A 21619-nucleotide genomic window follows, 5' to 3' on the forward strand; every position below is an offset into this window, starting at 1 on the left:
AAGTAGAGGGATTCGGTCAGGCGAGTGGTTCAGCCTATCACACGCAGGCGCAGATGGTTTTCCATTCGAGATAGCTTTCCAGCGCCTGCTTGCCGCTGTCGCGGCCCCAGCCGGACTGCTTGATGCCGCCGATGGGGAGCGACGCATCGTACATCGCATGGCAGTTGATCCACACCGTCCCTGCTTTGATCGCGCCGGACAGGCGATGGGCGGTCGACAGGCTCTCGGTCCACACACTGGCGGCAAGGCCGTAGTCGCTGTCATTGGCGGCCGCGATGACCTCATCGGCTTCGTCGAAGGCTTGCACGACGAGCACCGGTCCGAACACTTCTTCGCGCACGATTTCCATGCCCGGCTTGACGTCGACGACCACCGTCGGGGTGATGAAGGTGCCGGCGTCACCGGTCCTTTCCCCGCCCGTCAGCATCGTCGCGCCCTCGCTCCGCGCGCGCTGCAGGAAACCCTCGACCCGCTCGGCATGGCGGGCAGACACGACCGGCCCGAGCTGCGTATCGGCAGCGAGGCCATGGCCCATCTTCAGGCCCTTGGCATAGGCGACGACGCCATCGACCACCTGGTCGTGCACCGAGCGATGAACGTAGAGACGGGAGCCGGCAATGCAGACCTGGCCGCCGTTGAAGAAGATCGCATTGGCGACGCCGGGAATGGCGATGTCCATGTCGGCATCGGGGAAAACGATCGAGGGCGATTTCCCGCCCAGTTCGAGTGTCACCCGCTTGAAATTGGTCTTCGCCGCATCGAGCACGGCCCGGCCCGTCGCCGTCGAGCCGGTAAAGGCGATCTTGTCGACCTGCGGATGCGCGGCGAGGGTCGCGCCGGTCTGGCCGCCGAGACCCGTGACGACGTTGAGCACGCCTGCGGGCACGCCGGCTTCCATCATAAGCTCGGCGAGGCGCAGCGCGCTCAGTGACGTGTCCTCGGCCGGCTTTAGAACCACGGTGCAACCGGCCGCCAGCGCTGGCGCCAGCTTCATCGCGGTCAAAACCAGCGGCGAGTTCCACGGCACGATTGCGGCGACGACGCCGACCGGCTCTCGCACGGTCCAGCTGCGCATCTGCCGGCCAGCCGACTGATAGTTGATCGAGCTCTCGATCGAATTGCCTTCGATCGCCATCGCCTGCCCAGCAAAGAAGCGAAATTGGTTGATCGCCCCCGGTATTTCAGCCCAGCGGCCGATGAACAGCGGCTTGCCCTGGTCGAGGGTTTCGAGCTCGGCGAGATCGTCGATATTCGCTTCGATCAGATCGGCGACGCGCCACAAGATCCGGGCGCGCTCGACCGGCATGGTCGCCTGCCAGGTGGACAGCGCCGCGCGAGCCGCACCGACGGCGGCATCGACATCGGCCGGGCTTGCCGCTGCAATTCGGCCTGTCTCCCGGCCGTTCGCCGGATCGAGCGTGGCGAAGTCCGCCCCGCCCTCGGCCTTGCGCCATTCTCCGTCGATCAGCAGCCCCTCTCCGCCCGCACGACGGGCAAGAAAGGCGAGATTGGCGGGGCGCAGCGCGAAGGGATCGAAAGCCATGACCGTGATTGCTCCTTGGAGGATGCTCCTTTGGTTGCAATCTGACTGCCTGCTCGGCTCGGCGGCAGCCATGGCGCCACGGCCGAAAAACCGCTTGGCGGATAGGTCTGTCCGAAAAGCGCGGCTTGCGTCCCGCAGCGCTCAGTCGAGCAAGCGCAGCGCCTCGAAGCGCGCACCCCAGGGCGTGGTCGCTGCCAGCGCCTCGACCTCGCCATGCGGCGCCCATTGGAATCGCACCGGCGCGCTGATCTCGCAAAGCGCTGCGGTCATTGCGGCCGCAAAGGCTGACAGGTCGGTCACAGGAAGCCGCACCGTCGCCCAGCCCCGCTGAGGCGGGCGGGCCGCCGAGAAGTCGGTACCGCCGCAATCATAGGCGATGATCTCGACCGACCCCTCCATGCGCCCTTGCGGGTGATAGATGCCGATGCGCATGCGGATTTCCCCCGCCAGCCCGACCGGCAGGCCCATGCAGTTCGCCCCGCCTATGGTTCCCGCCGGCCCTTCGGTCTCTTGCACAGCCAGCCAGCCCAGATGGTCGACCAACAGCGCGCGCGCGGTATCGAAGTCCGGCACGACCTGGGTCGAATTGAACACCCAGGACGCATTGCCGCCAAGGCCGTCATAGCCCGTCAGTGGCGGGTGGATGCGCTCCATCAGTGCGATGCACAGCCCATCGGCATCGCTCTCCACGACCTCGCGAACCGATAGCGCGCCGAAGTCCCAATCCACGATGGGGGCATGTGCGCGGAAGCCTGCTGCGCCGAGTTGGCGATGCAGCGCGTCTATTCCCGCCAGCGCGCGAATGTTGATGTCGAAGATGCCTCCGCTGTCCCAAGCCTGAGCGCCGTCGCGCATGAGGCTTCCGGGCTTGCCATCCGGCGTGACGAGACGGATCGCGCCGCGCGACGCATCGGGATGCGCGATCAGGATTTCGCGGGCCGCCACTCCACCGAGGCCGAGCAATTGACCGGCAGCCATGGGGAGAGCCCCGTCATGCCGAACCTCATAACCGAGGGCCTCGCAGAGGCGCTTTGCGCTTGCCTGACAGTCGGCGACGATGCCGACCGCCTCTTCGAAGCCATTGTCCAGTGAGAGCATCGTGCTGGTCCGCCAATATATCGCATCGAGGAGAAGGTGAATGTGGCCTATTTCCGGCCGATCATGCGGAGCAGCACCCTGTCCCGATCGACGAAATGATGCTTGATGGCACCGCCGACATGGAGCGCGAGCAAGGCAGCGCCTCCCCACAACATCCACACATGGGCGCGCGCGAACAGGCCATAGCCGAGCGGGTCATTCCACGGACGCGGGGCGACGAGGTGGGGAATGAGGCCGCTGGGGCCGAAGCCGTCATGGCCGAAGAACCACAATTCGGGCGCCGGAAAGTCCGCCCCGCCTGCCAGCGCCGAGAGCGCTGCCCAACCGCTGAGGGGGATCAGCAGGAGCAGTGCGTATAAGGAGGCCTGCACCGTGCGTGCGAGGAGCCGGCCGTGAACAGAGACCTCGGGCGGCAGGGCCGGCGCCGGATGACGCCACCGCCAACAGAGCCGGAACAGCGTCGTAAAGAGCAGGATCATGCCCAGCGTGTGATGGACCTGGCTTGCCCGGATGTGGAGCCCCGCGAGCGGTCCGCCTTTCAACCCGTCGAGATAGGTCCAGGCCATGGTGAAGCCCGCAGGGACCTCCACCACAACGGCGAGCGCGGTGCTCCAATGCAGCCACCGGGCGGTGCGCGTCCACAGCGTCGCTGTTTGGGCGGCACGCGCGCGCTGGGCGCTTTCATTTGCTGATCGGGTCATCCTGCGGTGATGCGCCACCGTTCGCTACGCTCAATATCGAACGCGCCCGTGCCCACTGGCCGGATAGACTGGGCGCTTCCTGTGGGTTCGGTGGCGGCAAGATGGTCCTGTACCGCGGGGGCCACTGGAGTGCACGGCATGCAGGCAGAAATTGATGGTGATACGGCCGATGTCAGGGGCACTGGCCCGCGCGAGAGCGAGTTCCGGCGGGGATGGCCCATACTCCTGGCGGCGCTTCTCGGCATAGGCTGCGGCCTGGCCGCCATGCCCTTCTACACGGCCGGCGTGTTCGCGCCGCATCTGGCGCGCGAGTTCGGCTGGTCGCTCGGCGAAATCATGGCGGGTCTGACGATCACCACCGTGACGGTCGTTGTCGCGGCTCCCGTGACGGGCATGCTGTGCGACCGATATGGAACCCGTCCGATCGCGATCGCTTCGCTTGCCTGCTTCGGCCTCGCCTATCTCTCGCTGGCCGCCCTCGGCAACTCGCTGGTCCAATTCTACGCGACTTGGGCGGTCGCGGCCGCGCTCGGGGCGGGCACATTGCCGATCACCTTCACGCGGACGGTCAACCAGTGGTTCGACCGTCACCGGGGCCTGGCGCTCGGCATCGCGATGACCGGGACCGGCCTTTTCGGGATCGTCTGCAAGCCGCTGCTCGCCTGGGTCATCGGGCTTCACGGCTGGCGCGCGGGCTATTTCGCGCTCGGCCTGCTCCCGCTGCTGGTGGCGCTGCCGATGGTCGTGCTTCTGTTCCGCGAACAGAAGGCCGCTGCCCCCGCCCTCACCGCTGTGGAGGACGGAAATGTCGAAGCGCTGACGGGATTAAGCCGGAAACAAGCGCTTGGCCACTGGCGCTTCTGGCTCATCGCCATCATCCTCTTTCCGATCTCCTTCGCGCTCGCCGGCGCCGTTCCCAATCTCGAGCCGATCCTGCTCGACCGTGGTCTCGACGCGCAGACGATCCTCACGATCACGCCGCTCATCGGACTGGCGTCGATTGCTGGGCGTCTGATCGGGGGCCTGCTGCTCGACCGTTTCTGGGCGCCGGCGGTCGCCTTCATATTGCTCGGCATGCCAGCGATATCGTGCGTCATCCTGGCGGGTGGCACGCTCGATCCGGGTATGGCCCGCTTCGCGATCCTGCTCATCGGCTTTGCGCTGGGGATTGAATATGACGTCGTCGCCTATCTGACCTCGCGCTTCTTCGGGATGCGCGCCTATTCGGCGATCTACAGCATCTTCTACGTGTGCTTCGCGACCGGAGCCGGCTTCGCCCCGCTGGTCTTCGGCGTGATTCGCGATCGCACCCAGGACTTCGCCCCGGCCTTGTTGGCTTCGGCGGTCATTCTTCCCCTCTGCTCGGCCGCTTTTCTTTTTCTCGGCCGATATCCGCGACTTACGGAAGCTGGCAACGCCGACTGATCCATTTGACATAAGAGTATATCAATATAACAATAGCGGCCGGCGCGCGTGCTCGGCATGCGGCCAACCATAAAAAGGGGAAAGACATGACCAGCCACCGTTTGCTGCTTACCTCGCTCATGGGCCCGATCGTTCTTGCGGCGGGTCCCGTCTACGCCCAGGCGTCCAGCCCCACCGCACCGCAGGCCAGTTCGGACGCCGTGCAGGGCCTCGAAGAGATTGTCGTCACTTCGCAGCGCCGCGCCGAGAAGCTCCAGTCGGTGCCGGTCACGGTCACCGCGTTCAGCGAGAAGATGATTGAACGGCTGGCGGTCTTCGATGCGATCAGCACATCGAAGTTCGTGCCGGGCATGATTTCCCAGCATAATGCGGGTCTCGCGACCGCGAATGCCTATTATCTGCGCGGCCTCGGCAACTCGCAGTCGACCGCAACCTTCGACGCGCCGGTCACGACCTATGTCGACGACATCTACATCGCGCGCCAGAATGCCAACAACTACGCTTTCTTCGACACCGAGCGGGTGGAGGTGCTGCGCGGTCCGCAGGGTACGCTGTTCGGTCGCAACACCACCGGCGGCGCGATCGCCGTCATCATGCGCAAGCCGTCGACCGAAGCCGGCCTGAAGGTCGAACTGACCGCCGGCTCTTATCAACGTTACACGATGAAGGCGAGCGTCGACCTCCCGGTCAGCGATCAGGTGTTGACCAAGCTGTCCGGCTTCGTGGTGCACGATCGGGGTTATCTGAAGAACATCACCAACGGCGACTGGCTGAACGGCGAGGAAAGCTACGGCGTCCGCGGCGATGTCCGCTTCCTGCCGACCGACGCGCTGACGATCGACCTGTCCGCCGAGTTCACGAGCAACCGGAGCACCTATACCGGTCTGCGCAACGTTCCGGGGACCAATCCTTACGTCAAGGGTGCGACGACGCGTCCGGTTTTCTATGAGAGCGCAGCCGGCCTTTCGCAGACCAACTGCGGTGGTGACAATGTCACCAAGCTGCTGACCCTCGAACGGGGCAACTGCAACCTGTCCGAGAATTTCGCGATCGGCGGCAATGCCAATTACGAGATCGAGAATGGGTCGATCACCTATATCTTCGGTTACCGCCACCTCGATCAGGGCTATATCAACGAATATAACGCCTCGGCCGTCAACAAATATGCCGGCTTCATCCTCACGGACAATGCCGTCCACGAGCAGCATAGCCACGAGCTCAAGCTGAACTATTCCTTCGGAGAGAAGGTCGACCTCGTCACGGGCCTTTTCTACCTCAAGGAGACCTCGGACGATCGTCAGACGAGCTTCTCCGGCGGCACCACCGCCTTCCGTCCGATCCAGGACGCGCTCTACAAGCACAGCGTGGAGACCGCCGCTTATTATGCGCAGGCCGATTTCCATGCGACCGAACAGCTGACCCTCACCCTCGGTGGTCGCTACACCTGGGAAAAGAAGAAGCTCGATTTCATCCGGTCGACGCAGTTCCCGACGCTCTCCTATGGCAATGCCGCCGTCACGGCGTTCGGCATCCCGCTCAAGCAGACCGTCAAGCGCTTCACCCCGCGCGTCGCGGTCGACTACAAAGTCAACCCTGAAGTCATGCTGTTCGCATCGGCGACCAATGGCTTCAAGTCGGGTGGCTGGAACGGCACCGCCTCGCTCCCGCAGAATGCGGTGACCTTCCGGCCCGAAAAGACCTGGTCCTATGAGACCGGCATCAAGTCCGAGCTGTTCGATCGCAAGCTGCGCCTGAACGTGACCGGCTATTATGCCCGCACCACCGACCTGCAGGTCACCGCCGGCGTTCCCAACTCGCTGGGTGTCATCGCCAGCCTGCCGTTCAATGCCGGCACCTTCCGGGTCTATGGCATCGAAGTGGAAGCGACCGCGAAGTTCGGTAACCTCAGCCTGTTTGCCAACCCGTCCTACATGAACGGCCGATATACCTACATCTCGCCGCTGGCGACGACGCTGACTACGGCTCTGACTCCGGTCCGCGTGCCGACCTTCCAAGTCAGCGCCGGCGCGTCCTACGATGTTCCGGTTGCGAGCCTTGGCGGCTATTTCACCGGCAGCACCAACTGGCGGCATAATTCGCCTTACTGGGTCGCCATCCTCAACACCACCAAGACCACGACCGAGGATTTCGTCGACGCAGCGATCAGCTTCACGACCGACGACGACCGCTATCGCATCTCGTTTGAGGTATCCAACCTGACCGACCAGCGCACCGTGACGGCGAACTTCCTCTCGCTGTTCCCGGGCGATCCCCGTCGCTTCACCGGTCGTCTTCGCGTGAAGATCTGACCGTTAAGCGGACATATGCGGTTGACCGGCCATGGCCAGTGCAGCCGCACGAACTATGAAGGACCGACGGCCCGCATTCGCCACCGCGCGGATGCGGGCCTCGGCGACACGAGATCATGGATGAAAACGATATGAGCATCGTCGGGACGAAAATGATCTGTGAGGACAGGACGGCCCGCCAGATTTTCGAAGAAGTGATGGCCAATCCTTCGCGCGCCAAATTCGGCTTCGGCGAGAAGCTGGCCATCGTGAATGTCGACTTCCAGAATGCCTATACGCGGATCGACCGGTACAAGACCGCCTATGAGACCGATCCGCGTCAGATCGAACACACCAATAGCATCTCGCGCCTCGCCCGCGCCAAGGGCATGCCGGTCATCTGGACGCATGTCGCCTATGCCGAGGATGCGAGCGATGCCGGCGTCTGGGGCACCCGCACCAATACGCCCGACAGCCTGCAGAACATCAAATATGAATCCGATCGCCACGCCTTCGACGAGCGCTGCGAGATCGATGCTGCCGATACCATCTACACCAAGCGCATGCCGTCGGCTTTCTTCGAGACGCCGCTGCAGAGCCTGCTGGTGTGGCACAAGGTCGACACGGTCGTGATCACGGGTGGCTCGACCTCCGGCTGCGTCCGGGCGACCGCCGTCGACAGCCTCAGCCGCGGCTATCGGACGATCGTTCCGATCGAGACCTGCGCCGACAAGCATGAGTCCTATCACTTCGCCAATCTGACCGACCTCCAGCTGAAATATGCCGACGTCGAACCGGTCCAGACCGTGATCGACTGGCTGGAGGCGCGCTGATGCAGGAAGGCAGCGCAGATCCAGGGCTTTATGATTTCTCGCCCTATCGCGGGCGCAAGCCATTCAGCTGGCCGGGCGACAAGAAGGTCGCGGTCTGGGTGTCCCCCAATCTCGAATATTATGAGATCGACCCGCCGAAGAACCCGCATCGCGCTTCATGGACAAGGCCCCATCCCGACGTCGTGGGTTATGCGCATCGCGATTATGCCAATCGGGTCGGACATTGGCGCATGGCCGAGGTGATGAGCAAGCATGGCTTTCCAGGCTCGGTCAGCCTGTCGGTCGCTTTATGCCAGCACCATCCGGACGTGGTCGCCGATGCCAATGCGCGCGGATGGGAGTTCTTCAGCCACGGAATCTACAACACCCGCTACTCCTACGGGATGGACGAAGCGCAGGAGCGCGCGATCATCGAGGATTCGATCCGCACCGTGCACGACGCGACCGGACAGACGATCCGCGGCTGGCTCGCCCCCGCCCTCACCCACACGCCGCGCACGCTCGACCTGATCGCCGAATATGGGCTCGACTATACCTGCGACCTCTATCACGACGATCAGCCGCAACGCGTGAAGACCACCAGCGGCGATCTGATCTCGATGCCCTACAGCCTAGAGGTCAACGACCATTATGGCTTCTTCATCTATAATATGAGCCCGCGCGACTATGCCCGGACGCTGATCCGGCAGTTCGAACGCCTCGCCGACGAGCCTTCGGGCTCCGTGATGTGCATTCCGCTCCACTCCTATCTGATCGGTCAGCCGCATCGCATCGGCGCCTTCGAGGAGGTGCTGCGCCAGATCGCCGCCGATGGCCGGGCGTGGATCACCCGCTCGGGCGACATTGCCGACGCCTGGCGGACGGCGCAGGCAGGAGCCGACGCATGAGCCTCGATCCCAGCTATCTCGACTATCCGCGTCGCCGGCTCGGCTATGATCATGATCTCTATGCCTATTCCGCGCTGCCGACGCGCAAGCCGCTGGCCTGGCCGGGCGGCAAGGGCGTGGCGGTCTGGATCGTGGTCAGCCTCGAATGGTTCCCGATCACGCCCTCGGACACGCCTTTCCGCGCGCCGGGGCACATGCAGACGGCCTATCCCGACTATCGTCACTATACCGCGCGCGAATATGGCACGCGCATCGGCTTCTATCGCCTGCTCGACGCCTTCGCCAAAGCGGGCGTGCAGGTATCGGTCGCGGCGAATGGCGCCATAGCGCAGCGCTATCCGTCGGTGATCCGCGACATTGTCGATGCCGGCCATGAGCTGATTGCCCATTCGACCGACATGAACGGCACGGTCGCCTCGACCCTGCCGGTCGAAGAAGAGCGCAGGCTGATCCGCGACAGCATCGCAACCTTGTCGGAGGCGGCTGGAACGGCACCGCGTGGCTGGCATTCCATTGCCCGCTCGCAAAGCTTTGCCACGCCGGACCTGCTGGTTGAGGCCGGGATCGAATATTGCTGCGACTGGGCCAATGACGACATGCCGTGGAGCTTCGCCAACGGGCTGGTCAACCTGCCCCTGAACCACGAATTGTCGGACCGGCAGATCATCAACGTGCAGCAGCAGTCGGTCGACAGCTACGCCGAACAGATGCTTGACGCACGGGACTGGCTTGCGGGCGAAGCTGCGGCCGGCGGCGGCGGGCGCCTGCTGCCTCTGCACCTCACCCCCTATATCATCGGCCTGCCCTACCGGATGGACGCTTTCGAGCGCCTGCTTGCCGACCTCAAAGCCAGCCCCGCGACGTGGTTCGCGCGCGGGAGCGACATCCTCGATTCCTACAGGAGCCAATCGTGAAAGCCTATCAACTCGGTCCGCAGAACGGCCTCGAATCGCTGAACCTCGTCGAGCGCGCCATGCCTGTCGCCGGCCCCGGCGAAGCGGTCTTGAAGGTCCGCTATGTCTGCCTCAACAATCGCGACCTTCAGATCCTCGAAGGCCGCTATGGCGCGAAGAAAGCCGAAGACCGCATCCCCTTTTCCGAGGGCCTGGGCGAAGTGGTGTCGCTCGGCGAAGGCGTATCGGGCATTGCGATCGGCGATCGCGCTATCCTCGCGCACTTCGTTTCGTGGATCGATGGGCCGTTCGAGATACGCCATTTCGGCGCCGACCTCGGCACCACCCTCGACGGATGGATGGCTGAATATGTCAAGGTTCCGGCTGCTGCGCTGGTGAAGGTGCCCGACAGCCTCAGCGACGAGGCTGCGGCACCTCTGGCCGCTGCGACGCTCACCGCATGGCATGCGGTCGTCGAAGTGGGACAGGTTCGCGCCGGCGACCTCGTCTTGGCGCTGGGCACCGGGGGTGTCGCCATGGCGGCCCTCCAGATCGCAAAGGCCAATGGCGCTTTCGTCGCCATCACCTCGTCGAGCGATGCAAAGCTGGAACAGGCGCGCAAGCTGGGTGCGGACTATACCGTCAACTATTCCACCCACCCCGATTGGGCGGCCGAGCTTCACCGCCAGACCGGACGTCGCGGCGCCGACATCGTGGTCGAGACGGGAGGCCAGAACACACTGGCCCAGTCGATCGACGCCTGCGCGGTCAACGCCCGCATCGTCATCATCGGCGTCACCGGATCCGGCGAACCGCTGCCCAATTATGGCTCGATCATTGGCAAGAACATCACGCTGAAGGGGATCGCCGAAGGCAGCCGTGCGATGCTCGCCCGGCTTGTCCGCGCGATGGAGGCCACCGGCTTCGCGCCGGTTATCGACCGCACCTTCACCTTCGACCAGGCGCCCGAGGCATGCCGCTACCTCAAGTCAGGCGCGCATCTTGGCAAGGTGTTGATCAAGGTCGGTTGAGGAGGCACGGCGCAGCCTCGCATCTAAGAGGCTGGAGCCCGGCAGCCTTCGGCATCAATTTGAAGCAGGGCTCTGCCACAGTTTGGCAGAGCCCGAGGATCAGGCGGCAGGCGTCTGCAGATCCAGCCTGACGTGAAACCGGTCTGACCGATAATGCGCATAGGTTCGCAGGAACGGCGTATCGTTCCGATCGTAAACGGTCCGCGTGATGCGCAGGATGGCGGAAAGCGGTTCGACATTCAGCGCCTCGACCAGGGACGGGTCCGCCAGCATTGCGCCGATCGTCTGCTCTGCCCGTTCGGCGTGCAGGCCGGCCTCGTCGAGCAGCTTGAGCAGCGGCGCCCGAGGCAATGTTTTCTCGGAAATCACGTCGGCAAGCTCACCGCGGACATAGCTCACAATATAGCCGATCGGAATCCCCTCGAGGCACCGCACGCGTACGGCGCGGACAACGTCGGCCCCCTCCTCGATCCGGAGTGCATTGGCAATGATGTCTGTCGCCGCTCGGTGCTCGACCGAGATGACATTGACGGTCGTGCCTTCTCCCAGGGCCATCAGGCTGTCCACGGCCTGATCTATGTTCGCCTCGATGGGTTTGGCCGGCGACTTGAAGATGACCCGCGTGCCAAGCCGACGGCGACGTTCGACATAATGCTGGTCGGCAAGATCGTTCAGGACACGGCGAGCAGTGATGCGAGATACGCCATAATGCGCCGAAAGCTCCTGCTCGGTCGGCAGGACACTGCCGCAAGGGCGCTGCCCGCTCAGGATTTCGTCACGCAGGCTAAGATAGATCTGGTGGTATAGCGGCACTGCGCCTTGGCGATCGAGCACTATGCCTCCCCTGCTGGCGGCCAACGTGGCGAAAGCGACATTCCGCTGGTCCGGCGCACCGCTCTTCGGAGGTCGACCGCGCTTAGTCAAGTCGCTCGCGGAGTCCGCTGCTCCCAGCACATAACCGAGACTCGCGGTTTCGATCAGCTTGCTCACGCGGCGTCCTGCGGCCAGCGGGGATATCGGCCCATGGCCAGCAAGGACAGGCTCCCAAGGAGGAGGCAGCCAATCCCTGAGAGCAGCGCAACATCGTAGCGACCGGTCGCATCGAACACGCGGCCATAGACCACCGGCCCCATTCCGCCGCCAAAGGCGATAACCGTGTAGAAGGTGCCGTAGATCATGCCATAGGCGCGCCGCCCGAAATAGCGCGCGATCAGATAGGCCAGGAGGTCGAACTCGAACCCTGCGCCCAGCCCCAGCGTGACGACGGCTATGGCCGCATGGCTCGCGTCAAGTTCGGGACGTGACAGCATGTAGCTGCCGATCATCGGCAGGACCAGGATGGCGAGCGCGCATCCCGGAGCCCAGAAACGATCGAGCAGCCAGCCGCCGGCGATCCGTCCTGCGATGACGGACAGGCCGAAGCCGGCCGTGATCGAGCCGATCTGGGTCAGCGTGAATTTCTGGGTTCGCAAGATGTTTTCGAGATTGGGCGTGGGGGCGGTCAGGGCGAAGGCGATCAGCAGAAACGCGAAGGTCATGATCCAGAAGCGGCGGTCATGGAGGGCCTCCCGCACGGTCAGCCCGGACTCCACGACCGTCCCTGCGGCTGCCTTCAGCGTTGCCGTTGCCGCATTCGTTCGCTCGCGGAAGAGAGCTGCAACGACAGGGATGCCGATCAGGATGGGCAGCGCCCCGATCACGAAGAACCCCGTGCGCCAGCCATAGCTGCCGATCAGCCAGGCGGCGAAGGGCTTGATCAGGAAGCCGGTGATCCCGGTGCCGGTGCTGGCAATGCCGATCGCCAGGCCGCGATGCCGGTCGAACCAGCCGTTGACGCTGTGCATCCAGGTTGCCGTGAGGGTGCCCGCCCCGAGCGTCGACATCAGCACCCACTGCCCATAATAGACCCAGATATTACCACCGCTCAGACCCAGGCTCATGAACGTGAGCCCGAACAGGGCGAGCGAGATCAGCGCAACCGGCTTTGCTCCGTACCGGTCGACGGCAAAGCCGGCGATTGGTCCGGTTGCCATCACCACCACCGATTGCACGGTGATCGATCCCATCAGTGCCGCAAAGCTCCAGCCGAACTCGCGCTGCAGCTCGGGTGCGAACATGCCGATGGTGTAGAAGGGCAAGGGACTGAGGCCGAGCGCCAGCCCCACCATCGAACCTGCGACCACGGTCCATCCTGCCAGACTGTCTCTTGGAGCGAGAGGCTTCTGGGCTGAGCTTTCGGTCAAGGCGGTCATCGCGCTCCCTGCTTGGCGTTGTGATCCGGGGCTGGACAAGGGCCGGATGATGGCACATCAATAGGTATATTAATATATCAATTAAAGCGGGCGAGCGGACCTTATGCGTGAAGGCTATAGTGCGTCTATCACCCGATCCTATGTCAGCGTCCCTGCGGCGGGTACGCCCCGGATGGTTCATTACAGGGTTGCAGGTTCGGGCTCGAACATCGTTTTGCTGCACGATTCCCCCCGCTCGTCGCGCCTGCACCTGCCGCTGATGAAAATGCTCGCCAGTCGGTTTCGCGTCTTCGCGCTCGACACGCCCGGATATGGCAATTCCGATCCCCTCGACATCGAAGCGCCGACGATCCCCGATTTCGCCCAGGCGCTCGGCACCGCACTCGAGGCCCTTGGTCTGTCGGAAGCACCGATCTACGCGACCCATACCAGCGCCAAGATCGCGCTGGCATTGGCGGCGCGCGGCGGGCGCATGCCGATGCTGTTGCTCGACGGGCTGTCGATTCCGGATCAGCCTGCCGATGATGAATTTATCAAAGCCTATATGCGTCCCTTTGCGCCCGAACCGACCGGAGCCTGGCTTGCGGCAGAATGGAGCCGGACGCGCGACATGGTGCGGTGGTTTCCGTGGTTTGCCTGCACCCCCGACCGGCGCATTGCAGCGGAGCCGCCCTCGCCCCTATGGCTGGAGGATTATGGCATCGACCTGTTCAGCGCCGGTCCCCACTATGCCGATGCCTATAGTGCGGCGATGCGTTGGTCGCCGATGGAAGACCTGCTCGCGGTTCGGGTCCCCACCATTGTCGGGGCGCGCGAGGACGACGTCCTGTTCCCACAGCTCGCAAAGGTGCCATGCGACCGAAACCCGGCGCTTTCGGTCCAGCGCCTCGGCACAGATCGCGCGGCGTGGATCGAATGGATCGGGCAGTCGCTAGCCGGCGTGGCAAGCGGCGATCGAACCGCCATCACGGCCGACACGCGATCCAGCGATGCGAGAGGATATCTGGCGCTGGACCATGGTCAACTGCACTGGAGCCGTTCCGGACATCTCTCCGCTAAGGAGCGCCGCCCGCTGCTCATATTGTCGGCCCCCTCGACACTGGAAGCCAGCAGATGGGCGCGTGCATTCGCGCCCATCCGACCGGTCATCGTCCCCGATCTGCCGGGCTTCGGCGATTCCGATCCCCTCCCCTCCGGCGGCGCGACCGCAGACGCGATCGCCGATGCGCTGGCGGCCCTGGTCGACGCGCTCGAGAGCGATGCGTGCGACGTGATGGCCATCGGCCTTGCTGCGCCGATAGGCGCTCGGATGGCCGCACGCTGGCCGGATCGGGTGGCGTCGCTTGTGACTTGGGGAGCGCCGGCATTGGCAGAGGCCGACGCAGCGCTGATACCCGAGATAGCCTTCGATCCCGTTGGCGGCTCGCACCTCCACCGCTTCTGGCACATGCTTCGCGACGGGTGCGTGCAGTGGCCCTGGCATGACGCACGACCGGAGGCAGCGCGTTCCGGCGAGATTGCCGATCCGGACGAGTTGCACCGCGCGCTCACCGGAATGCTCAAGCAGCGGATAGACTATGGACAGGCGATTGCCGCTGCCATGGCTGCCAACCAGCCTTCCGACTGGCAAGAGGTGCAGGTGCCTGTCGTTGTTGCCGTGGGTGATGATCCATCCATGGCGTGTGCGACGGCGCTTCTTGCACTCTTGCCCGATGCGAAGGCCTTCAGGGTTCCGCAGGACCACGCAATAGCGGCAGCGGCGCTGGATCAGGCCTTGGCCATGGCGAGCGGACGGGCGCAGGCAGAGGCCATATCGTGATGCCCAGTGCTGACATGACCCAATCCCCGCAGCAGAGCACATGGCCGAGGCGCTCCTACGCGTGGTATGTCCTGTCGCTTCTCACCCTCGCTTATGCGCTGGCCATTCTCGATCGGGTGTCGATCGCGCTGTTGATCGAGCCGCTCAAAGCGGCACTCGCGATCAACGACACGCAGTTCGGTCTGCTCCAGGGCATGGCGTTCAGCATCGTCTATTCGGTGCTGGGTCTGCCCTTGGGGATGCTGTCCGATCGCCGCCGGCGTGTGACGCTGCTCTTCGGGGGCCTGATGCTGTGGAGTGCCGCCACGATCGGCTGCTCTTTCGCGAGCAATTTCCACGAATTGTTCGTCGCACGCATGCTCGTCGGTGTCGGCGAGGCGGCGCTCGTCCCCGTCGCCACCTCGCTCATCGCCGACTATTTCGAGCCCGACATTCGCCCTAAGGCCTATGGCATCTTCGTTACCGGCAGTTCGCTCGGTACGGCCACCGCCATGGCGCTGGGTGGCCTGTTCCTCGATTGGGCGGAAAGGCTCATCGCCGGAATGCCGGGCCTGTTCGGCGCGATGCAGGCTTGGCAAGTCGTGTTCGTTCTTTGCGGCACGCCGGGCCTGTTGCTGGCGGTCATCCTCATCCTGACGGCGCGCGAGCCGGCACGGCAAGGCGGTACGGCGATAGCGCCTCCGCTCAGTCTGAAGCCGCTGCTGCTCCTGTTCGTCGAGCGGCCCGGAGCGTTCGGGCTTTTCATGCTCGGTTCGGTGCTCAACCTCGTCTGCGTCTATGCGATCGTCGGCTGGTTTCCCGCGCTGTTCATCCGCGCGCATGGCTGGACGGCGGCGGAGACGGGCAAGATCCTCGGCGCCGTCGGGCTGCCGATCTCGATCTTCGCGGCGGTCAACAGCGGTTGGGTCATCGCCTGGCTGAAGCGGCGGGGGCATGCCGACGCGCCGATCCTTTGCGCCATGGGCTGCTCGGCATCGATGTTCATTTTCGGCACGCTGGCCTGCCTCGCCCCCAGCGGCAATCTGGCGTTGCTCGGCTACGCGTTGAATGCGCTGTTCCTGAACTGGAACACCTCCGCCGTTTACAGTGGCTTCGCACAGATTACCCCCAATGCCCTGCGCGCCCAGATCATGGCCCTGCAGACCATCGCCTCCGGGCTGATCGCGCTTACGGCAGGCAATTTCATCGTCGGCTTCCTGTCGGACACCGTCTTCACATCGCCGTCCGGGATCGCCTGGTCGCTGGGCAGTGTCTTCCTGGGCTGCGGTCTTGCCGCCTTCTTCATTCTCATGGCCAGTCGACGCAGTTTCCGCGCAGCAGTCGCAGCCAATGACATCGCCTGACCTGAGAGGGGTATAAGATGGCGCGGCCGCATATCGAGTTCGTGTACGCGCAGAATCTGCACTGGGTCATCAGGCCCGACGGTGCCGAGGAGAAACTGCTGAATTGGGATCCCGAGGGAACCGAACAGACGCTGATCGTGCGGTACCCGCCCGGTTTTTCGGCCGGCCCCAATCGCGTCGATGCCGAAGCCGAGGAATTTCTCGTGCTCGACGGCACGATCGAGATCGACGGCGTTATGCGCGGCTATCATGCTTATGGGTTCCTGCCGCAAGGTTCCGGGCTCGGCTCGCGGACGACCGCAACCGGCGCGGTTCTTCTGGTGTTTCGCCACGGACGCGACGATCGCAATGCCAAGGCCGGGACAGCGGACGCTATAGCTATCGCAACGCCCGAGATGCCCTGGGACGTGTCGACCTATGATCCGAAGCTGTCTCACCTGCGGCTCGCTCGCAAGGTGCTGCGGCTTGGCCCCAATGACAGCGGCCGGACTTTCCTGCTGACGGGCATGGCGCACGGCGTGCCGACGGACGGCGCCAAGCTCGCGGCCGAGATGCACGATCATGCCGAGGAAATGTTCATGCTTCAGGGCGCGATGTGGGCGCCCGAGGGCCGGATGGGGCCTGGCGCCTATTTCTATCGCCCGCCCGGCATCCTGCACGGACCGCATGTATCGGAGACCGGCTTTTTGCAGATCATGCGATCGCCCGGCGCAAATGCGATCGTGACCAAGTGGAGCGACACGCCAAGTTCGCTGCCCATCGGTGCGGCATATGCCCCGGTTCTGCCGGAAGGAACGCCGGCATCCTGGGCTCGGGAGGTCGAACCCGTACCCGCCTGGTAGCCAAACTGAAAAGGGCGCCCGCACTTTCGCGCAGGCGCCCTTCCCTGTCCGTTCCGATCGGCTCAGCGGTTGAGTTCGACCAGCTCGTACCAGGTCTGCATATAGCCGCCGACGCCGCCCTGTACGAAGATCGAGTCATCGTCGGCGGTCACCCACACCTGATAAGGCGGATGCGCCTCGCCGCCGACCGAGATCATGCTCGCGTCCTCGTCGGAGAATTCATATTTGTAGCAGTCGAACGTGCCCGCCGGGACGGTCACCGTTTCCTGTCCGACATAGGCCAGATTGATCTCCGACTTCGAGATCAATGGCGGGGTTGCGCCGCGATGGTCGGGCGATGGCAGAAAGCAGGGGAACTTGCGCTTATGCGGCCCCTTGCTGCGGTCCATCTTGCGCGTGATGTAGGCATCCGCAACGATCGGATGCGTACCGAACCCGTCGAAAGGCGCGTCGATCGGCATCGTCTGCGAGATGCGGCCGATGGAGGGGCCATAGCTTTCGCATTCCACCCTGTCTTCGTGGATGATGAACAGGCCCGCGCCCATGAACGCGTCACCGATCACGAGGCGGACGAAGCAATCCATCGGACGGTCGTTCGCATCGAGGCTGTAGGTGATGTCGCGATGCACGGTCGGGGCCGGCTCGTCGATTTCGCAGCGCGCGCGCAGGGTGCGCTTGCCGTCACTGTGCAGCGTCCAGGTGAATTCCTCGCGGCCCCGCTCTTCGCCTTCGCGGCCCGGCTTGCGCGACGTGTAGAGGATCTTGCCGCTTATCGTGCGATGCTTCTGCACTGGAAATCTCCTGGTTGTTTAGATGATTTGGTTGCGCTCAAACCGGCGTGGCTATCCCAAGCAGGCAGGCGATCAGGACGACGATCCACAGCGTGATGACGGTCGGCTGGGTCACTGCGATGACCCCGGCGATGGTGCGGTCGCCTTCGGGCGTCGGCCCGTGCTCCCGCAGCGCGATGATGGCCGGGAAAAGCGGTACCAGCTGACGACGCACCAGCAGGCCGATGGAAATACAGACGGCCAGCGCGAGCAGTTTGAGGGAGATGAACAGCGGCAGCGTGACCGCGCCAGTCAGACCCGCAACTGCGCTGCCGATGAGCCCCACCAGCACCGCATAGCGGACGGCCATGTCGACGCGCTTATAGCCCGCACCCGCCGGACCATGTTTCAGGTGCACCGCCCAGGCGAGCGCCAGCCAGGCGAGACCCAGCACCCACACGCCGATGGCTGCCACGGCCGGTGCCTCGATCCACCCCTTGGCGACCGCCAGGCCGAAGCCGGTGGGGAACGCCAGGATCAGGGTTGTGCGCGGCGCCATGTCGATGTTGTTGAGGATCTTCAGCGCCATCATCCGTTCGGGCACCGAGCGCGCCGGATCGACCATGAACCGCGATCCATAGAAAGCACCGAGATCGCCACCGAGCCAGTAGATCGGGATCAGCAGGTGCAGCAGCGTCAGGAAGGAAAGCCCCAGTTCCATCGATCAGGCCAACGTGCCGAAGAAGCTGTCGATCGCCGCCTTGCGCGCTGCCCTGAAATCCTCGGCATCCAGGCGCGGAAGCTCTTCGAACTTCCCGTCGGTCAGCAGCTTCTCGAGCTCGACGCTGGAGTCATAGAGGGGATCGTTGACGGCGGCGGTCACAAGCGTGGGGCAACGGAGAAGCGGCAGGCGCTCGTCGGCGGGCCATTTGAACGCCGCGCGATAGTTGAGGTGGTAGGTCGTGCTGGCCTTCATCACCTCGGTCAGCCAGGCGTGCAGGTCGGTCGCATTGCCCAGCCCGCCGTCGCGCCGTCCGGCGCGGGTGCGGCGATACCAGGGGAAGAACAGATATTGATCGCGGCAGAACTGGAATAGCCGCATCAGATAGGCGCCATCGAGGTCCGGTTCGAACGGGAAGGCGTAGCGATCGAGCACCTCTTCCAGCTCCGCCCCCTGCATCAGGCTGACCCCATCCAGAACCAGCCCCGACACGCGCTGCGGCGCGAGGATGGCGAGTTCGGTGGCGATGGCCGCTCCGGTGTGCGATCCGTAAACGCGAACCCGGTCGAGGCCCACGGCATCGAGGAAATCCAGCATCGCTGCGGCCAGTTCGGGGACGGTCGGCTCCCGATCGAAGAGCGCGACGCTGTCGCCATTGCCGGGCGTGTCGGGCGCGAATACCCGCGCCTCTGCCGCGAAATCCTCAATGGTCCGCACCTGCTGGCGCGAACTGCCTGGCGAGGCATGCAGGATGAGCAGCGCCTCACCCGTCTCGCCTGCCTGGCGATAATGCATCTGTCCGTGCGGCAGATCGACGAACCCGCGCTTGATGGGCGTAACGGTCATCAGAGTTCCCCGCCTTCGACGACCTCAAGCAGCGCCCCTTCAGGAGTCGTCAACACGCCCGTCCGGCGCCCGCCATAAACTGCCCCGGCGCGGACCACCGGCGCGCTCGACCAATGGCTTTCGAGGCGATCGAAGTCGGGGTACACCATCGTGGTGATGGCGACACCGGGCGGCAGAGCGCCTTCGTGACGTGGGCGCTCGGTTGCCGCATCCGGATATTGATCGAGTTCGAGGAAGACCTGCCCTCCTCCGCGCGCCGTCGTCAGTTCGATCTTGGTCGTTTCAGGAAGGCCGAACGCCTTCTCGATCATCGAATAGCGGATCGCAACGGGGTCGATCATCGGAAGGTCAAGCACGTCCTTCACCCATTGCGCCGTCTTGCGCAGGTCGGGACAGGCCAGCACCATGATGAAGGGGCGGTCGATCAGCGATTGTGGCTGCGGCAGGCCGGTATCCGGTCCCGGCTGCAGAATCTGCGTGAGGTAGACGGTTTCCAGGTCGGCCCCGCGGACCTGCATGGGCTTGACCGTCGCGAAGCCGTCGAGCGGCTTGGGTGGGCCGATGACCTCGAACGGGCTCTGCAGCATCTTCGCGTTCACCGCCTCGACGTCGGTCACGCAGAGTTCGATGGCGGCCCATCCATAGGTCCGGATCGGCAGATAGTCCGGTACCGGATCGCCTTCGACGAAGCGCAGAAAGACCTCCGCGCCTGACGCCGGCTGCAACACTGCATAAGAACGGTTCGCGCTGGCGGGAGCATCCCATGCTGCCGCCAGATCGGACGGCACTTCGCCCCGCTCGACAGTGCGATAGTCCATCCAACTTTCGTAGCGAGCGATGGCATTGTCGAGATCGGCGACGACGTGCGTGGCGCACTTCAGTAAGGTCATTGCGAGTCCCCCGCTGTATCGACTTTAAATGATATAATGATAATACAAATACAAGCGTTTATGCGATCACGCCGCTGCGTCGGATTGCCGCGAGCGCATCCGGCTCCCGCTCGAGCCCTCGCACCGTTTGACCGAGCGTGTCATGCGCGTCGGGCAACGCCGAAAATCTGAAGCAATCCAGCGCCTTTGCCGCATGCTGCGCATCGCTCAACGGCCATGCCGGGGACCCGAATTGCGCCGTGACGCCCTGGACGAGTTCGCGCCCGTCCTTGGTGCGCGCAACGGCGCGTGCAGGGACGAACGCCGCCATGTCCGGATTGCCGTCGGCGACGACGCTTATGCGCTCGGCCAGTGCCAGCACGTCCTGATCGTTCAGCGCCTCATCGGTAAAGTCGGTCAGCGATACCGTCCCGCGCAGCAAAGTCACGGCGACCAGATATTGCATGCATAAGCGTGCATAGCCCGGCTCCATGCCCATGTACGCCGGGCGCCCGACGAGGCGATGGATGAGCGGTGGTGCATGATAGGCGAAGCTTTCGAGATTGTCGGCTGTGAGCCCCTGCTTGTCGCGCAACTGCTGCGCCGCAACGATCCCGCCATGCCCTGCCCGTCCGGTCGGAAAGGGCTTCCAGCTGACTTCGCTGATCCGGTGCCCCTGCCCCAACTGGGCGAGCGCCGGAGCGAGCGCCTCGCGATCCTCCATCAGCGCGAAATAGCCGAAGGGCCCATCCAAAGGATGCGAAACGCCCGGCATGCCGCTGCGGGCGAGGTCGATGGCCAGCAGGCTGCCGCGCGCCGCATTGGCCACCTGCAACGGCAATGCAGGCTTGCCCTCGACATGGGCCTGCATCGTCCCCGATACCAGCGCCAGGGCGTGACCGAAGGCATCGAGCGCCTGTGCCCGTGGCATGGTGCGGAGCGCCGCTATCGCGGCAACGCACCCGAAGATACCGGCGGTCGCGGGGCGGAAGAATTTGAGCGCGCCGGGCGCAGCGATGCCCAGCGTCACCGCCACGTCGACCCCCGCGACGATCGCCGTCAGGAACCGTTCGCCATCGACCGTTTCGCCGCGGGCGGCCTCGGCCAGCAGGGCCGCGAGCACCGTTGCCATAGGGTGCAGGACGGCGGGTTCATGAACGCAGTCGAACTCCTGCCCGTGGATCTGGAAGGCATTGACGAAGGCTGCCGATGCGGCGGGCAAGCGAATGTCGGGGCGGCCAAGCACGCCTGCATCGTCACCTCGTCCCCATCCTTGCGCGATCGCCAGCACCGCGTCGGCGTGCGCAGCATTGCGGCCCGCAACGCCCACGGCCAACGAGTCGTGCAGAAAGATCTTCGCCCGCTGCCGGGCATCTTCGGGGATGCCGGCCCATCGCAGCGACAGCGCCTGATCGATGAGCGCATGCGCCGGATTGGGAGCGTCGGGGGTGGCCATAT

19 protein-coding genes are annotated in these 21619 nt (G+C 64.4%); 9 read left to right on the plus strand and 10 right to left on the minus strand.

The genetic code is table 11. The features are described 5' to 3' along the window. Nucleotides 1-37 precede the first annotated feature (37 nt). From G6P88_RS01890 to G6P88_RS01900, 3 genes are all read right to left on the minus strand, one after another. Nucleotides 38-1543, minus strand: a complete 1506-nt coding sequence (locus G6P88_RS01890; protein ID WP_165321577.1) for an aldehyde dehydrogenase family protein — start codon at nucleotides 1541-1543, stop codon at nucleotides 38-40. Between the two features lie 141 nt (nucleotides 1544-1684). After that, nucleotides 1685-2641 carry a hypothetical protein gene (locus G6P88_RS01895; protein ID WP_165321578.1) on the minus strand — a complete coding sequence of 319 codons (957 nt, stop codon included), beginning with the start codon at nucleotides 2639-2641 and terminating at the stop codon, nucleotides 1685-1687. Nucleotides 2642-2688: 47 nt separating this feature from the next. Then, entirely contained in the window at nucleotides 2689-3342 is a 654-nt protein-coding gene (locus G6P88_RS01900; RefSeq protein WP_165321579.1) for a cytochrome b, read from the minus strand. Between the two features lie 138 nt (nucleotides 3343-3480). Between G6P88_RS01900 and G6P88_RS01905 the strand changes: the two genes are divergently transcribed. From G6P88_RS01905 to G6P88_RS01930, 6 genes are all read left to right on the plus strand, one after another. Further along, nucleotides 3481-4767 carry an MFS transporter gene (locus G6P88_RS01905; protein WP_165321580.1) on the plus strand — a complete coding sequence of 429 codons (1287 nt, stop codon included), beginning with the start codon at nucleotides 3481-3483 and terminating at the stop codon, nucleotides 4765-4767. 86 nt (nucleotides 4768-4853) lie between these two features. Next, the gene (locus G6P88_RS01910; protein WP_165321581.1) at nucleotides 4854-7076 is read left to right on the plus strand and encodes a TonB-dependent receptor; all 2223 of its coding nucleotides are present in this window, start codon (nucleotides 4854-4856) and stop codon (nucleotides 7074-7076) included. Nucleotides 7077-7207: 131 nt separating this feature from the next. Continuing rightward, the gene (locus G6P88_RS01915) at nucleotides 7208-7888 is read left to right on the plus strand and encodes an isochorismatase family protein (RefSeq protein ID WP_165324838.1); all 681 of its coding nucleotides are present in this window, start codon (nucleotides 7208-7210) and stop codon (nucleotides 7886-7888) included. Continuing rightward, complete coding sequence (locus G6P88_RS01920; protein WP_165321582.1) at nucleotides 7888-8775, plus strand: polysaccharide deacetylase family protein; 888 nt, start codon at nucleotides 7888-7890, stop codon at nucleotides 8773-8775. The genes G6P88_RS01915 and G6P88_RS01920 overlap by 1 nt, the downstream gene beginning before the upstream one ends. After that, nucleotides 8772-9689 carry a polysaccharide deacetylase family protein gene (locus G6P88_RS01925; RefSeq protein WP_165321583.1) on the plus strand — a complete coding sequence of 306 codons (918 nt, stop codon included), beginning with the start codon at nucleotides 8772-8774 and terminating at the stop codon, nucleotides 9687-9689. Before G6P88_RS01920 ends, G6P88_RS01925 begins: the two co-directional genes overlap by 4 nt. Beyond that, a complete protein-coding gene (locus G6P88_RS01930; RefSeq protein WP_165321584.1) occupies nucleotides 9686-10699 on the plus strand; it encodes a zinc-dependent alcohol dehydrogenase family protein in 1014 nt (337 codons plus the stop codon). The genes G6P88_RS01925 and G6P88_RS01930 overlap by 4 nt, the downstream gene beginning before the upstream one ends. A gap of 99 nt (nucleotides 10700-10798) precedes the next feature. On the opposite strand, the gene G6P88_RS01935 is transcribed toward G6P88_RS01930, so the two are convergent. Next, complete coding sequence (locus G6P88_RS01935; RefSeq protein WP_226946685.1) at nucleotides 10799-11689, minus strand: GntR family transcriptional regulator; 891 nt, start codon at nucleotides 11687-11689, stop codon at nucleotides 10799-10801. Next, a complete protein-coding gene (locus G6P88_RS01940) occupies nucleotides 11686-12951 on the minus strand; it encodes an MFS transporter (RefSeq protein ID WP_165321585.1) in 1266 nt (421 codons plus the stop codon). Before G6P88_RS01940 ends, G6P88_RS01935 begins: the two co-directional genes overlap by 4 nt. A 103-nt stretch (nucleotides 12952-13054) precedes the next feature. On the opposite strand from G6P88_RS01940, the gene G6P88_RS01945 reads away from it, so the two are divergent. From G6P88_RS01945 to G6P88_RS01955, 3 genes are read left to right on the plus strand one after another with little or no spacing between them, the layout of a single operon-like run. After that, nucleotides 13055-14770, plus strand: a complete 1716-nt coding sequence (locus tag G6P88_RS01945; protein ID WP_165321586.1) for an alpha/beta fold hydrolase — start codon at nucleotides 13055-13057, stop codon at nucleotides 14768-14770. Then, nucleotides 14770-16113, plus strand: coding sequence for an MFS transporter (locus G6P88_RS01950; RefSeq protein ID WP_226946686.1), 1344 nt, complete (start codon nucleotides 14770-14772; stop codon nucleotides 16111-16113). Before G6P88_RS01945 ends, G6P88_RS01950 begins: the two co-directional genes overlap by 1 nt. Nucleotides 16114-16130: 17 nt before the next feature. Continuing rightward, nucleotides 16131-16955 carry a cupin domain-containing protein gene (locus tag G6P88_RS01955; protein ID WP_165321588.1) on the plus strand — a complete coding sequence of 275 codons (825 nt, stop codon included), beginning with the start codon at nucleotides 16131-16133 and terminating at the stop codon, nucleotides 16953-16955. A gap of 62 nt (nucleotides 16956-17017) precedes the next feature. Here G6P88_RS01955 and G6P88_RS01960 read toward each other — a convergent pair whose 3' ends face one another. The 5 genes from G6P88_RS01960 to G6P88_RS01980 are packed head-to-tail and all read right to left on the minus strand — an operon-like array spanning nucleotide 17018 to nucleotide 21617. Continuing rightward, nucleotides 17018-17746 (minus strand): DUF3108 domain-containing protein, encoded by a 729-nt coding sequence (locus tag G6P88_RS01960; protein ID WP_165321589.1) that lies wholly within the window; start codon nucleotides 17744-17746, stop codon nucleotides 17018-17020. A gap of 37 nt (nucleotides 17747-17783) precedes the next feature. Next, nucleotides 17784-18446: a hypothetical protein gene (locus G6P88_RS01965; protein WP_165321590.1), complete on the minus strand. Its 663-nt coding sequence runs from the start codon at nucleotides 18444-18446 to the stop codon at nucleotides 17784-17786. A gap of 3 nt (nucleotides 18447-18449) precedes the next feature. Further along, nucleotides 18450-19292, minus strand: a complete 843-nt coding sequence (locus G6P88_RS01970) for an alpha/beta fold hydrolase (protein ID WP_165321591.1) — start codon at nucleotides 19290-19292, stop codon at nucleotides 18450-18452. Further along, nucleotides 19292-20182, minus strand: coding sequence for a VOC family protein (locus tag G6P88_RS01975; protein ID WP_165321592.1), 891 nt, complete (start codon nucleotides 20180-20182; stop codon nucleotides 19292-19294). Before G6P88_RS01975 ends, G6P88_RS01970 begins: the two co-directional genes overlap by 1 nt. Before the next feature lie 58 nt (nucleotides 20183-20240). Then, nucleotides 20241-21617: an MmgE/PrpD family protein gene (locus G6P88_RS01980; RefSeq protein ID WP_165321593.1), complete on the minus strand. Its 1377-nt coding sequence runs from the start codon at nucleotides 21615-21617 to the stop codon at nucleotides 20241-20243. Nucleotides 21618-21619 lie beyond the last annotated feature (2 nt).

The sequence above is a fragment of the Rhizorhabdus phycosphaerae genome (assembly GCF_011044255.1).
Taxonomy (GTDB): Bacteria; Pseudomonadota; Alphaproteobacteria; order Sphingomonadales; family Sphingomonadaceae; genus Rhizorhabdus; species Rhizorhabdus phycosphaerae.